Genomic DNA, 16978 nt, shown 5'->3' with positions numbered 1-16978 from the left:
AGTCGGTTATCTATAAAGGGTAAAGTGACCTACAAATTCTCTGCTATCCTCTTCTCCCCTTAATTTGAGGATGTACCAATAATCTCCGGTCGGTAATTCGGTTTCTCTATAGAAACCATCCCATCCTTGATCATTTAATCTCATTCTGTACACCTCTCTACCATAACGGTCAAATATTATGGTTAGTATGTTAGGCCATGATTCTTCATTCCTTGGTTTCCAGAAGTCGTTTTGTCCGTCTCCATCAGGAGTAAAGAAGTTAGGAATCTCGATATCTATAAATTCTATAAATATCTGTTGTGAAGCCTCACAACCATTTTCATCCACCACAGTAACCGTATAGGTGTCCGTTCTATTGATGAAGAAAGTAGTTTTGGATCCTCTGTCCTTATCTCCCAGGTAGAAGGTATAATTTTGTCTACCTCCCGAGGCGACCGCTGTTATCTCATTAATGTTCTTTTGTTCCAATACCAGCGTTAAAGGCTCGTATTGTTCAATTTCAAAATCAATGGTCTTCAAACATCCATTAGCGTGGGATACCGTGATATAATGTTGTCCTGGCGCAATATTTGTAAAGTTGGGATCCAATACCATATCCGCTGGATCTGTTGAATCCAAAGCGTATAATACATCATCGGATACAGACGCGTCCGCCAACGTTAGGATAATTGAGGCCTCTGGAGTAGCTCCTGTACATTCGTATACAGGCTCTATCTCAGCGTTTAGATTTACGCCATCCTCTATTTCCACAATGATGTTGGTTTCACACCCTTGACTGTCTTTTACAAAAATCACATAGGTCCCTGCTGCCAAATCGGTGAACGAGGTTTGTCCTGGTACAAAATCCGATGGATTGTTAGAGTTGAAAGCAGCGCTGTATGGTGCTGTTCCGCCTGTAATATCGATCGCTATGGATCCATCTTCGCTACCGGCACAAATTTCCGATTGAACCAAGGTAGTGGTAACATTCACTGGAAGTGGAGCTACGATCTCAAGGTCAAATATAAATGGCAAACATCCATTTGAATCCTGTGCAATGATGGTATACGAACCAGGTAACAGGTCTGTAAATACATTTTTAGAGCTGAACTGGTTCAGGTTAGGGGAGATGGCATACTGATATGTACCTGTACCGCCAACCAAACCAACTTCTATGCTTCCAAAATCATCGGCACACATTGGATTGTTGACAATTGGTGTATTTGCCGTCAATACATTTCCTTCCGTTATGACCACTTGTTCCCTGTCCATACAATCCTGACTGTCTACCTGTATGTAATACGTACCGGCAGGCAAATTGTTGAAGATTGTACTCGTTTGTGCTGGCCTAACTACAGTAATCTGATCTTGTGCCAAAAGGGAATAAGAATATCCTCCTAGTCCGCCTATCGCTTTCACTTGGATCAGACCGGTAGCCTCACCAAAACAGCCCACATTCACAATGGCATCTGTAGTCAATTTTAATTCCGGTACTGCATCCACGGTTACCCTATTGGATACAGTTGAAATACATCCATTGGCATCCCTGATAAAGTATTCGTATGCACCTACGGCCATATTGGTCAAGCTAACTGTACTTCCTACCATTGGGGTATACACTCCAGAAGCAGATGTACTATAGTTATATGGTGCAGTTCCTCCACTGGCCGTCAACCTAAGATTGGCACCAACGGTACAGGTATTCAATTGGGTAATGGCCAAGGATGCAACCACTTTGGATGGTTCGTTGATCACTACTGTCGCAGTAGTGAAGTCACAGTTCCAACCATCCGTTACGGTTACCGTATAATTTCCAGCCGCCAAGTTGGCAAAGATGTTGGACGTTTGCGGTCCTGATGAAATACCCAGATCTATATAGTTAAGAATATAGTTATACCTAGCTGTTGGATCAATTGCAGGCCTTCCTCCTCCGGTAACGGTGGTAGTAATAGATCCTCCGAAATCTCCTTCACACATTATCGTGGCCGTAGCAGAAGCAGTAGCACTGATCTGAACTGGCTGCACTAAGGTTTCTGTAGAGAAAACCTCACAACCGTTCAAATCCCTTACGTAAACTTCATATGTTCCAGCGGCAAGACCTCCAAAAACATTGTTTGTCGTAAAGTCTCCTGCTGATGGTGGTGTTCCTTGAGCAATGGCGTAGGTATATGAACCCCAACCACCAGTTCCATTAGCTGTAATTTGCCCTAAATCGGAACAGGTTACCTCAGCTGTGATATCGGTTATCAATTGCAGGGGATTGTTCGGTGATGCAATTTTAATGGTGTTTGAAACATCATCACAGAACGGTGTCCCTGTCGCTACAACATTTACATAATAGTTGCCTGCAGGCAATCCGGTAATGCTTAAAGGGTTCGTTGATGTATTTGAAGCAACAACCCCGGTCACAGACGCACCATTGGATCTGAATACTTGATACGTATATGATCCAACATAATTGTTTACCTGTAAGGACATGGCCCCATCGGTATCCCCGAAACAAGTTACCGGTTTCGTGGGAGTAGCTACAACCTCTATAATATCAAAAGGTACAATCGTATATGGTGCGGTTGTGAAATAACAACCCGTCACGTTATCTGTTACCCTGAACACATAATCCCCTACAGCAGTTAAAGTGAAGTCCGCTGTTTGTACTCCAGCACCCGGCGAAACCGTAGCGGTTCCCATAGGCAAGAGATCAAAGTTGAAGTCTCCAGATCCACCAACAACCGTTAAGCGAACTGTTTCATCATTGATACAGGTAATCGCTGTTTGTTGTGTAAAGTTCACAGCCGTAATTTTTGGCAATGGGTTAACGGTGACCATGGTCGTATTGGTACATCCGTTATCATCTTTAACGGTTACCGTGATATTCTGTACAGCTCCTGTGTCCGTTATGGCAAAAGTATTGGAGTTTACAAAGTTCACTCCATTGATGCTATAGGTATAAGGAGCAGTACCATTAGCGCCAGTGGCAGTAATTATTGCCTGGGCCACCGAATTATTTGCATTACATGCGAACTCGGTATTTGTCGCCGTTACGGTTACAATAGATGGTTCTGTTATGGTTACAGTTTGTGTATCGACACAGTTCCTATCTGAAGTAACTGTGATATCATATGCTCCAGCGGCCAACCCTGTAAACAAATTGCTGTTTTGGGTAGTACTTGTAGTACCATCAAAAATGGTATAGGTGTACGGCGGATTATTATTGGAAGCATCAAGGATAACCTCAATGGAACCGTCTGCCCCTCCATTACAAGACACATTTTCTTGGGTAAAGGTAAATACAACTGGCGTAGGTATTTCCAAAGAAACCGGTGCCTGTGTACTACATCCAGAGCCTCCATTATCATGAAGAACAGTAATGTAATTCCCAGGTGCCAACCCGGCAAAAAGATTAGATGCTTGTGGTGCCACCAATTGGGCTCCGAATTCATCTTGTAGTTCATATAGGTAATTTCCTGAACCTCCTGCTGCGGTCACGGTAACCTCTCCATCACTGGCTCCACAAGAAGGTTGTAAAGTAGCAATAGGCGTTGCTCCCAAAGGTGGCATTATCACCATAGGCGTTGTTGCGATACAGCCATTGGCATCCCTCACAGAAACGGTATAGGTGCCAGGGGCGGATACAGTAAGGAATGCACTGGATTGGAAGCCGTTACCCACACTGTATTGCAATGGTGCTATTCCAGTACCCGTTGCCGTAAAGGTATATGATGTTCCATTTGATGTACACTGATCGTCAGCGTAGGCTGGTACAGAGACCGTTGGTGTAGGATCTTCATTGACCGTAACGGTGATGAAGGTAAAACATCCCCTTGAATCCTGAACATACACATCAAAATTAGCTGGGTAGACAGCAGGATTTAACGTTGCCGTAGCACTTGCCTGATAATCTGCTGGTGTTATAGGATTTCCTTGTGGGATAAACGCATAGGTATACCCTGGGGTTCCCCCATTGGCCTTAACACTCACTTGTGCCCCAATGTTACAATTAGCATTTACATTATTGGTCTCAATAAGACTTATTGCAGCATTAGGTGAGGCTATGGTCACCGTATTTGTGATATCATCACAGAAAGGGGAATCGGTAGCGATTACACGAACAGTAAAGTTCCCTGCCGGTAATCCGGAAATAGTCCTCGGGTTGCTAGAAGTGTTGGAAGCTACCACCCCTGTTATAGAGGCTCCAGCTCCATCCAATACTTCATAGGTGTAATTCCCTAGGTAATTGAAGACCTCAAGGCTCATTTCCCCATCCGTGTCCCCAAAGCAGGTTACTGGTTTGATTGCCGTAGCCTTCACATCTATAATATCGAAAGGGGCTATGGTGTAAGGGGTTGTTGTAAAATAACATCCAGTTACATTATCGGTAACTCTAAAGGTATAATCGCCAACAGTGGTCAATGTATAGTCCGTAGTATAAACACCTGGGCCATGGGCAACAGTCGCCCCTCCTACAGGTAACAGATCGAAGGTGAAATCCCCCGAACCACCAGTCACCGTTAAACGTACCACCTCATCATTGATACAGGTAATTGCCGTTTGTTGTGTAAAAGTAACATCAGTGATTATAGGTAATGGGTCAATTGTTTGCGTCAATGGAGCAACAATCGTACATCCTTTGTTGTCCTTAACATTCACTGTAAAATTACCCGCGACATTAGTTACATAGGTATAATTATTCTTGGCTGCTCCAGTCCCTTCAAAATAGGCGCCACCGTTGATACTGAAAAAGTATGGTCCTGTTCCTGTAGTAGGGTCAGCAGTAATATCAAAAGAGGCTGTCTGCGCAGTATTGTTCGCATCACAGGCAAAATCAATTACATTGCTTATAGAGGCCACCAATTGTAGTGGTTCCAAAATAGTCACCTGATCTGTAATTACACAGTTACGGTTAGAAGTAACTGTAATGTCATATATTCCCGGATTTAGCCCTGAGAAGAACCCATTGTTTTGGGTAATGGCAGGATCTGTTCCGTTATTTATGGTATAGGTATACGGAGGATTGTCATTGACTCCCGCGCTCGGGCTAACCAATCTCACATTTATGGTTCCATCCGCTGCACCAAAACAACTAATATCTGTTTTTTGGGTAGCCTGTAAGGTTACAGGTGTCGGCTCTTCCAAAGTAACTTGTATTTCCTTGGTACAATTGGCAGGGTTTCCTAGGGTATTGTCCGTAACACGAACAACATAGGTTCCAAAGGCCACTCCTGTAAATTGGTTTCCAGCTGGGGCAATCCCGGTTGGGGTAATTCCATCAGCTTCGAACAATTCTACAGTGTTAACTCCAGATCCACCCGTTACAGCAAAGTCGATAACCCCATCGTTGGTTGTACAAGTCGGCTGGGAGTTAACTGAAGCGGTAAATTCCAATTCAGGACTAATGGTAATGGATTCAATTTCACCACAACCATTGGCATCCACAACTTCTATATCGTATGATCCTGAAGACAGGTTGCTGAACGTATATGGTAATGTTGCTATATTTTGGAAAGCATTTCCAACTATTCTAATTCTATATGGAGCTACGCCAGTATTGACAGCATCCAAACTTACGTCTACCGAGAAACTACCTTCTTCCTCACACTCATCAACTAAAGTCAATGAAATATCCGGTCTCGTATCCTCAGTGATGGTAATATCCAAGACTTGGGAAATACAACCGTTGGCATCTTGGGCATAAACATCCCAATTTGCACCAAGACTAAAGTCAAGGTTTAGCGTTTCATCCTCTGGGAAGGCCCCTGGAACAGCGGCACCATCCAAGACAACGGCATAGGTATATGGTCCTGTTCCTCCACTGGCCTGTACCACTACAATGGCATCCTGATTACAATTATCGGGAGTATTGCTTACCTCAACCACAACCACTTCTTCAGGAGCATCTATGGTCACTGAATTGGAAACTTCAAAACAAAATGGGTCTTGGGTTTCTGTTATTTCAACGGTATAGATCCCTGCAGGCAATGTTTGTGGAATCACATAGTTAAATGGATCTGATACGGCATCCGAACTTCCGGCAGCTCCTGCAACAGGATTCCCTACATTATCCAAAACTTGATAATTAAATGTACCTATATAGCCCGTAATATTAATTTGCATCTGCCCATCAGAACTATCGCTACAAGTAGCATCAGTTACTAAGGAAGCGGTTACTGCTATCAGGTCAAATGGCGCCACGTTGTGTTCTACAATTACAGTACAATTCGTGGTCGTATCCAATACCTCATACACATAGTTCCCAGGAGCGGTTAGTATTATATTGGTTGGATCCGCTACTACATTACCACTTGGCAATTCCGTATAGGTGTAATTCCCAGAACCATCTGCGGGAACAATTTCAATGATCTCCTGACCATTGGTACAGTTGATTGCCTGGTGTTGTGTGATAGATGCCTTTACCTTTTGTTTCACTGGTATTGCCACTGATGTGGAAACGGTACAACCATTGTCATCCTTAACAATAACAGTTACATTGGCCGCACCATAGGCAACCATGTAGGTATTATCGGATTGGAAAGAACCGCCATTATAGCTGTACAAATACGGAGCAGTTCCTGATGGATTTCCTGTGCCATCATCTGTGATGTTTACAGTTACAGTACTGGCATTGTCATCACATGTATAATCAGTGGATGAGGACGTGATAGCCAATTGTGATGGTTCATCTACGGTAATGGTCTCATCATGTGAACAGCCCTTGCCTGAAATTACGGTCACCGTATAAGTGCTTGCCAAAAGGCCAGTAAATACATTGGAATTTTGTGTTGTGGTACCGCCATCCAAACTGTATAGGTATGGGGTATCCAGATTTCCTGCATCCAAGGTAGCCGTAACGGTACCATCGGCACCTCCAAAACAGCTCACATCTGTTGCAGAAAGGGTAAAGGTTGGGTTTGAAGGAGCGTCAATGGTAATTGTAACATCCTTAAAACAATTAGTATTATTATCTGTAATTCTAAAATCGTAAGTGCCACTGGTCAGTCCTGTAAATACTGGATCATTAACTTGGGTTGGACCAGCTGGATTGGTTTGCTCAAAAGTTAAACTAGGAGATCCGCCATCTGTAATAATGGTAACCTCCGCATTGTTTGATGGGTTACAAAACTCCTCTTTGGTAATAGTTGCTTGGGCAAATAATGGAGGGTATATTGTAATGGATTCTGCTGCTTCCCCACAACCACTGGAATCTACTACTCTTACAGTATGATTGCCTGAAGAAAGAGAAGATATAGTAATTGTTTCCCCTGAGTTATTTAATGATACTGGCTCAAAAGTGCCTCCATCAACACTCATATAATGAGGCCCAATACCAGCATTGTTCATGGTTACTATTATTTGAAAAGTTCCATCTGGAGATACACAACTATCAGCGACATCAATGGATATTGCTGATTCTGGATCTTTTTCAAGCGTTATGGTAATAGGTGGAGCAATACAGCCATTTGCATCCTGCACATAAATGTCATAATCTATTGGATAAGCAGCGGCGATAATTTGGAATGTACTTGAATTTGGAAACGCCCCTGGTGTAGGATCTCCTGCAGGCACATAAGCATAGGAGTATGAACCTGAACCTCCTGTTGCTTTAACGGTAACAAAAGAACCATCATTACAATTGGCATTGGACTTACTCACTAAACTTAGTTGTACAGGAGTAGGCTCCAAAATTCTAAAATTGTAGGTATTAGTACAAAATGGACTAGTATCTTCTTCAAAATATAATACATAATCCCCTGGAGGGATGTTGTTTATTGTTACTGATGGAGTTGGTGTTGGTCCTCCAGCTGCTTGGGTCACACTACCAGAATAAGCCGCCCCCAATTGAGAATTGGTAAGGGCGTTTAGTATATCATAATTAATTACTGTTACACTAGGATCGAAACCTTCAATCTGAAATTCCAATGAACCATTTGTGTCACCAAAACAACTTACATTGGTGACGATTGGCGAATCTACCACATCTATATTTGAAAGGGTTGGAATAGTTTCCTCTACATAACTAGAACAACCAGTAGCATCGTCAATAGCTTGAAAAACATAAGTTTGGCCAGCATTTAAACCTGTGAAAGTTGCTATAACAGCAGTTCCAGATGTTCCCGTTGAATCAGGACCAATTGCAGTACCATAAATCGTAAATGTATAACTCCCAGATCCACCATCCGCAGACAATTCAACAGTCCCGCCAGTAGCACAATCTGCAATTGCCGTTGCTGAATTTAAGGCCAGAAATGGACTTGCTAATACTCTTACAGGATCTTCATAATATTCACATCCGTTTGCATTTATCACTCTAATATAATAATCCCCAAAAGCCAATCCGTCAAATGTTACAGATGAACTTGAAGTGGTTACAGGGTTAGGCGTGGGTCCAGCTACAGCTACAATATTATTCGATTGATCATAAAGGGTATAAGTGTAATCTGGTACTCCGCCACTTGTTATATCAATTGTAATACTTCCCGGTAAGTCACCAACACCTACGCCTCCACATGAAACGTCCGTTACTGTAACATTGGCATCAAAGATAGGTGGGTCATTTAATGTTACGGTGTAAGTTGTACTACAACCCTTGCTGTCCCTTATAGTGTAAGGATATGGTATGCCCGCTGATAGGCCTGAGTATGTCCTCTGGGGGGAAAATGGACTACCATTGAAACTGTACTGATAAGGTGAAAGCCCTGTCCCTGATACGGGAATGATTTCTACTATACCATCTGAACCGCCATTACAGCTAGGATCAATAGAAGTATGGTTCGCCTGAGGATTTGTAGCAGGATTTACGGTTATTGGATTGGACAAGGCATCACATCCTGAGTCGTCAAATACTTTAAAAATATAATCTCCCGGAAGGTTTGTATTAAAACTAAAGCTTGCCCCTGCTAATGCAGCTCCAGGATTAAAGGTAGCACCACCATCGGTACTAACTTCATAGCGGTCATATGGTGGATAACCTCCACTAATAGTAACATCAATCACAGCATCGGTCGGTGCAGAACAGGTAAGGTCTTTGGTTACCACTGCACTTGCAAAAATCAACCTTGCAGGTACTATTACTTGTAACGTGGCCGCAGTACAACCATAGGCATCCGTGGCCTCAAAATCATAGGTTCCCGGGATAATGCCATTAAAAGTATTGCTTAGTTTATATGGTCCACCATTTACCCTATATCTGTAAGGGGCTTGTCCGCCAGTCACGGTCAATATTATCTGTGCGCCATTGTCATCAAAGCATAAATCTGAACTTGGATCAAGCGTTAAGCTTGGAATTGATGCAGGAGCTATGGAAATAGGTTTGTTGACCACACACCCATTGGCATCCATTACATAAATGGTATAATCGCCTGCAGGAACGTTGCTGAAAACCCTGTTACCTTGATAAGGCACCACAGTTACTGTACTTGTGGCATTCATTAATTGGTATTGGTAGGAACTCCATCCTCCAGTAGCGTTTACTGTAATAGTAGCATTGTTCAAACAGGTCACATCCGTATTGGAGGCTGTAAAATCCAATGGTGTTATTGGCTCAGTGATTACTGCCGGTGCCGTTGCGGTACAGGTAGTAGTGTCATCTGTTACATTTACACTATAGGAGTCGGCAGCAAGTCCTGGGACAGAAATAGGAGTTGTAGTAGAGATATTATTTTCAGATTGTACGGTCACTCCCGAGCTATTTTTTACGGTATAACTATAGGTAGAAACAAAATCGCTAACCGTAAAAACAAACTCCCCATCGGCATCCCCTTTACAGGTCACATTTTTAACCAATTGGTACAATACACTTACTTTAGGAATGGTATTGATCGTATAGGATTTTTGTAGCGTACAACCTTTGGCATCGGTCACTTTAAAGGTATAGGTGCCCGGAGTTAGTCCTGTAAAAGTAGGATCGTTACCATTATCCTTATAGCTAAGGACAGGAGCTATCAATTCAAATCGGAAAGGCCCATTCCCATTGGTTACACTAACAGTAACATTACTGACTACTGCAGGACAGGTTAAAGCGGAAGGCGCGAATGAAAGATCGGTTGGTGCATTAAGTGGGTCGATGGTTTGCGTGCTTGTAACAGTACAGTTATTAGCATCCCTTGCCGTAATGGTATATGTCCCAGCGGATAATCCAGAAAATGTAGTTCCAGGACCAAAGTTTACACCGTCTATACTGTAGGCATAAGGTGCCTTACCTCCACCTGTACCAGTCACATCAATTGTGGCAGAACCAGTTGTACAGGTATAATTTTGTGAAACAGCCGTTGTGAGCGTTAGTGCTGGTGGGTCTGTTAAAGTAACAGTTCCTGTAACCTGACAACCTTTGGAATCGGTAATGGTATAATTATACGATCCTGCCGCCAATCCGGAATAAACCATTTGGGTAGAAGGTGCACTGCCATTGAATACAATTTGATATGGAGGAGTACCCCCAGAAACACCGAGGTTTACTGAACCATCGGCAGAACCTGCACAACGTGGGTCCGTAACTACTGGCACTGCAGTTGGTGGGGTATTACTACTTACAATAATTGTATTTGAGGTCACAGTACATCCAGAACCATCTGCAATTACGAATTCATAAGAACCCGCAGTTGCGGTGTTGTAGGAAAATGGGGTTGCTCCTACGGCCATACTGGCTTGGAACAATGCTCCATCTTTAAAGACTTCATAGGTATATGGCGTGGTACCATTTGACACGGCAACACTGATGTCCGCTGCCGGACTAGCACTACAATCCAAATCTTTTACCAAGGTTGCATTAACGGTAAGAGTAGGATTAACAGTTATTGTTTCTGAATCGGTACAGTTCTTACTATCTATTACATCAATGGTATGGGTCCCTGGAGCCAATCCACTAAATACATTTCCAGACTGGTAGGCACCCCCATTAATTCTGTATTGGAAAGGTGACTGTCCTCCAGAAACAACGGAAGCTGTTATAGTTAAACCAACGGTGGCGTCATAACACAAGTTGTTGGCACTGATGGTCAAATCTGGTGCAATAATTGGATTTATTGTAAAAGTACCGGGAACAACACATCCATTTGCATCGGTAACCGTTACATTATATGGTGCTGAAGTATCCAACAAGTTGCCAAAAGTTCCTGAACTATTGGAAGTTACTACTCCGCTGGGATCTGTAACTTCATAAGTATAGCCGCCCCATCCACCAGAAGCGGTAATGGAAACAGAACCAGGCACTGTTCCGCTAGGAGAACAGGTTGGATCGGTAACGGAAATAGTATCTATAGCCAATGGTGTGGCCGGTTCACTTACCGTAATGGTGGTGGTATCTGAACACAGGGTGGATTCATCCGTGATTACAATAATATAATCCCCGGCAACCAAACCATTAATAGTTGTAGTAGTCGCTGACTGATTGGTCACAGGTGCTCCCCCGTTAATGGTATATTGATAAGTGGCGGAAAAACCTGAAGCATCAAAAGATATCACCCCGTCAGCCGCACCCATACAAGTCACGTTACTCACCAAAGTACCAGCAATGTTAATAGGGGTTACAGGTGATATGGTAAAGGTCTCCGTGTAAGTACAACCATTGGCATCGGTCACCAAAAAGGTATAGGTGTCTGGAGCCAATCCAGAAAATACATTGTTATTTCCGTTGTTGAATGCCGCAGGGGCTGTAATTTCATAGGTAATCGCCCCTGTACCACCAATAGCTGTAAGCGTTACATCTGATGTTTGGGCGGGACAATTCGGTGCTGTTGCACTAAAGGTAATATCTGTTGGTGGGTCTAGTGCAGGAATTACAACACTATTGGTTACAAACGTACAACCACTGGCATCTTTTACAGTAATAGTAAAAGTACCATCAGTTAAGTTGGCAAAGGTATCGGAACCAACAAAAGTAACACCATCAATACTATACGTGTAAGGAGCTGTGCCACCCGTTACATTTTGAGCTTGTATGGTCCCATTCTGTAAACAGGTATAGGGTTGAGTCAATACGGCATCTGCAGCAATAGGGTTAGGGGTTGATAATGTTACGCTGTCGGTATAGGTACACCCTTTACTGTCCTCTACAATATAAGTATAGGTACCCGCACCCAAGCCGGTATATAAGGTTTGGGAAGAAAGACCCATTCCATTAAAATCCACTTGGTAAGCTGGTGTTCCAAAATTGCCATCTATGATTATTTCTACACTTCCATTGGTCGCACCATCACAGTCGGGATCAATGGCATTGTGAGTAGCTACAGGAGTTGATATTGGATCAACAACCACTGTTGTTTGGGCTGTACAACCTTCACTGTCTGTTATTAAAAAAGTAAAAGAACCGTCGGTTGCAGTAGTATAAGTTATGGTATTTCCTACCACTGGGGAACTTGCGCCTCCATTGATTTGATAGGAATAAGCGGTATATCCTCCATTAATGGTAATATCTATTACTGCATCAGGAGAAGCACTACAATCCAATTCCTTGGTCAAAACCGAGGAAGTTGTGAGTTGTGGGTTGATTACTACTGTGTTAGAAGTTGTGGTACAACCATATGCATCACGAACCACTACTGAGTATGATCCAGGGGTAAGATTGTTGAAAACGTTTCCATTTTGTGCAGGCGCCCCGTTTAAGCTATAGGAATATGGAGTAACACCCCCGGAAGCGTTGGCGGTTAAGCTTACACCGGTTGCTGGCGAATAGCACAGGTCCGTAGTAGGATCCAAGGTTACTGTAGGAATAACTGGAGCCGTAATATTAAAGGTATTTGTTACAATACATCCACCGGCATCTGCCACACTAATGGTATAGTTCCCAGTCTGGGTAAGCCCAGAAAATACTTTGCCTGCCTTTGGTCCAAGAACACTTCCATCGGGTTGTGTCAATTGGTGGGTATATCCTCCCCAACCATTGCTAGCGGTAATGGACACTGACCCATTAGCTGTACAGGTAAGTGGTGTCACATTAAAGGTAAATCCTAATGCAGCTGAAGGTTGGTTTACTGCTATGGTTGTAGTATCGGTACAGGCAGTAGCCTCATCCGTCACCACAATTGTGTAGTTGCCTGCCGTTAGGCCAGTTAAGTTGATAGTCGCGGAAGACTGTCCTGTCACTGCCGTCCCGCCATTGATGGTATACTGATAGGTCGTCCCAAAGCCAGCAACATTGAAATCAATTGCCCCATCATTACCACCAAAGCAGCTCACGTTATTCACTAAAGCTCCATTAACGGCTATATAGGTTATGTCATTTATGGTATAGTTTTCGGTATAGATACAGTTGTTCTCATCGGTCACCTCAAAAGAGTAGGTGCCTACAGCCAATCCATTAAAAGTAGCTGTAACCCCATCAGTGGAATCAGGGTTTGTCACAGACGGACTTGTCATTCTATACGTCAATATCCCTTTACCACCTGTAGTGCTTAAAGTAACATTTGAGGTAGGCACGGCACATGTGATCTGTGTAGCGCTAAAGCTCAAGTCTGTTGGAGGTGTAAGAGGATCAATTACAATTTGTGGCAGCGCTATAATACAGGCAGGGTTGTTTGTGTCCCTTATACTCGGGGAATAGGTGCCATTGGTTAAATTGGAATATGTGGTCGCGGCACCAAAGGTGACCCCGTCCAAACTGTACTCGTAACTTCCCGAACCACCTGTGGCACCAGAAAAAGTAATTATCCCATTTTGCAAACAGGTATAAGTCTGCGTTAAAGTAGCCGCTGCAGTAATTTCTGTGGCGGCATTAATAGTGATTGGATAATCATAATCACACCCATTTTTCCCTTTTTTAAGACGAACATACAATGTATAATCTCCAGGAGCCAGGTTGTAATAATTCTTTTGACTAGTAAAGGTAATGCCGTCCAAACTATATTCTACGGTAAAGCCATTGCTATTGATAAGATCAACTCTTATGCTTCCATCATTGGCATTAAAACAAGTCTCATCGGTTTTTGTAATATTGTAATCAGCTTCTTCCTCTAAAACTATGGTTACAGGGTTAGATATGGCAACACAATTGTTATCATCCAACACAACAAACTCGTACGTTCCTTGTTCCCCAATCTTTACATCAAAAATTACGTTGGTCTGATAGGCTGAAGCTGGTATTTCGCTTACATCATTATATAGTGGTCCGCCTACACCATTCTCATCTACATAGCTCCATCTGGCGTAATAGTATTTTCCGGTTCCTCCTACACCTTTTACTTGGATATTTCCTTCCTTACAGCTTACATTTTGGGAAACTACGGCTGTAGCTGATAATGTAGAGCTGGCAGTAATAGATACATTTTGAGAGAAAGAACAGCCATCATCCGTGTTAGCAACTATAGTATAATCACCAACATTTACAGAAGTAAAAGTATAATTGTTATCATCCGAAGGTCCAAAGGAATCTATCAAGGTTCCCCCTTGTCTCAACTCATAATAGTACTGTGGATCTACATCGTTGACAGAAACACTTATGGTCCCTTTTCCTGTAGGACAGAAAGGATCTGTTTTGGTAACATTTACGGAAAAGTTGCGTTGAAAAATATCAATGCTGTTAACCTCAAATATACATGGGTTTGAAGGTACATTTTGTTGTCTGATGTACACGTTGTAAGACCCTGGAGTAGCAATATCAAAAACACCTGTAGTATTGGAAGCGCTCCAATCGTTTTGATCTAGACTATATTCATAACTACCAGGAACATTGGTAATGGTAATATTTCCCGGTTGCCCGCACATGATGTCTTTTTTAATCACATTGGGAGTTAAGATGTTTTCATATACTTTAAAGTTGAACCTATTGGAACAACCATTTTCATAATTTACTACAAAGCGGAAAGTTCCCGCCTCAGTTGCCGTATAATCTTCTGTAGTTGCAACAGTGGTCCATACACAAGAAGCGCTGGTGGTCACACAATTATCTGATGCTGTGGCCGAGCAACTTCCCTCGTCCAATTTCTGCCAAGCATAGGATATGGCATCGGTGAAAGTCGTTTCTATTAAACGCTCATCATTGGCTCCACACAAGAAAATCTTAGGTAGTGCAGAACCGTCATTAGAACATGTAGCCACCTCATCTGCATAGGGTATAACAGGATTTGGAACATTGTTTGTAAACGGAACCACTTTGATCACCTCATCAAAACTTAAACAAGGTGCCGGAGCTGTTTTTGTTACCGTATAAGTTCCCAATTGTGTTACCACAATACTTTGGGTGTTTCCTACTACAGTCCCATTTTGGTCTTTCCATTCATAAGTATCGAAACCTGTACCAGCTGTCAACGTTGCTGTACTACCACATAAATATTGTTCCCTCGTAAAATCACAATCAGACAAGTTCACCAAGAAGTTGGTAGCTCCTGGAACAGCATAACCACAATTGTCGAATTGGGAAACACTGGGGTCATCTGTGATGACGTTATTGTTAAAGACACCGCTATACGTGGAGTATGCAGTGTTTTGTATAATGTTGGAACAAGCATCCCTTAATCGATAGCAATCCGGCACAACTCGTACCTTAAGTTTTATGGTATAGATAGGATCACCCTTATCTACAAATTCATTGGGTATTGTAAATAACACTTCATGGTTAACTGCATCATAGACATAGGTAATTGCCTTACCATTGATAGGTGCAGGGAGTACCATTCCACTTGGAACAAAATCTACATTTGTTGGTAGTGCATCCTTAATGGTAAAGTTGGTGGCATTGTCATTTCCTATGTTTTGGAATTTCAGGACATAGAACATTTCCTGACCCAAAGTAACATCGGCATTGGCAATATCATTGCCCATTACATCCTGAACATTTTTGGTAAGATCAATTTCTGGCTCTATGATCTCTACGTTGAAGGAATTGAAGAATGGATAATACTGATCCCCATTCGAGGTAAACCTAAAAGTGGCCGCAGTTTCTGAGTTGGGCAAAGTGGCATTTGCCGGATTGTCCAAAGAAAAGATATCGGTGTCATACCCAAGGGTATTGGTGCTGTTGGGATTTCTGTTGGTGGTTACAACCCCATTTAAGGTAATATTACTATTAAAAAAGTTATCCCCTGGATTGGTAGCGTTGCTCAATTGTGTAAACGTAGCCTTGCTCGCTGCTTTAATATTGAGCCTATCTCCTACAATTCTATTGTCTCCTTCTAATGCAGCAACTCCAATATTTGCTTTAACGGGCCCTGCAGGTATTGTTTTAAATCCTGTATAGTTAACATCTACCTGTGGGTTTGCACTATTTACCCTTGCGAAACCATCAAAAGTAGTAATCAACTTTCCGGTCAGGGTAGGGTTTTCATAAACAATTACTAAAGTCCAGCCACCAGCAGCCCCACCTCCTGGAGATAAGGATCCTTGGACTGATCTAACATTGGCAATGGTATATGTCCCTTGTGGGTTGGCCAAGGCAGTTAATATAGAGGTGACGTCGGCATAACATGCATATGGACTGTTTTCCCTTATGGTTGCATCGGCACTGGTAAACCCGTCAAAAAGGACTTCATTAGCCGTAACATCAACATAGGTGCCCCCTGGCACCTTTAATTTAACTTTATTAAAATCGGATTGTCTTCCTGTCCCTATGGCCTGTCCAGCTTGATCACTGGGGTAGGTGGCGGACCAATAGAGTCCGGCATATTTTATCTGGTTACAATTGGGCGCAGGATATGTTAACGTTGCACTACTGGAGCTAAATGTAGTGGCGTCCCCATCAACATCAATATACTTCATATTGAAGTAATCATTGTATTGTGAAGAATTTCCTGTGGTATTATAAGCGTTATTGGGTCTTGTAGAACCTGTTCCCCCGTCCCTATTCACAATATTGTTGGCGATAAATGTTAAATCACCTTTTATATTGTCCTGATACCTCACCCCAAAATTGTTGTATTCCTGAGAAAGGCCAGTAAACCCCATTAGGATTACCATTGCCAGGATAATTTTTGAGAATAATGTTACTTTCATTCGGCTAATTCGTTTGGTAAAACCCGCACAATCCATGTCTAGAGGACATGCGTTTTTTGTTATTTTGAATTGCTGCATGTTGGAT

Annotated in this window: 1 protein-coding gene; it reads right to left on the bottom strand. The window is 42.6% G+C overall.

Annotated elements, in window-relative coordinates:
* Positions 1–6: 6 nt before the first annotated feature.
* Complete coding sequence (locus tag ABXZ32_RS05120) at positions 7–16893, bottom strand: T9SS type B sorting domain-containing protein (protein WP_354617595.1); 16887 nt, start codon at positions 16891–16893, stop codon at positions 7–9.
* Between the last annotated feature and the right edge of the window lie 85 nt (positions 16894–16978).

The organism is Sediminicola luteus (assembly GCF_040566555.1).
Taxonomy (GTDB): Bacteria; Bacteroidota; Bacteroidia; order Flavobacteriales; family Flavobacteriaceae; genus Sediminicola.
This window is presented reverse-complemented; position numbering and strand designations above follow the sequence as displayed.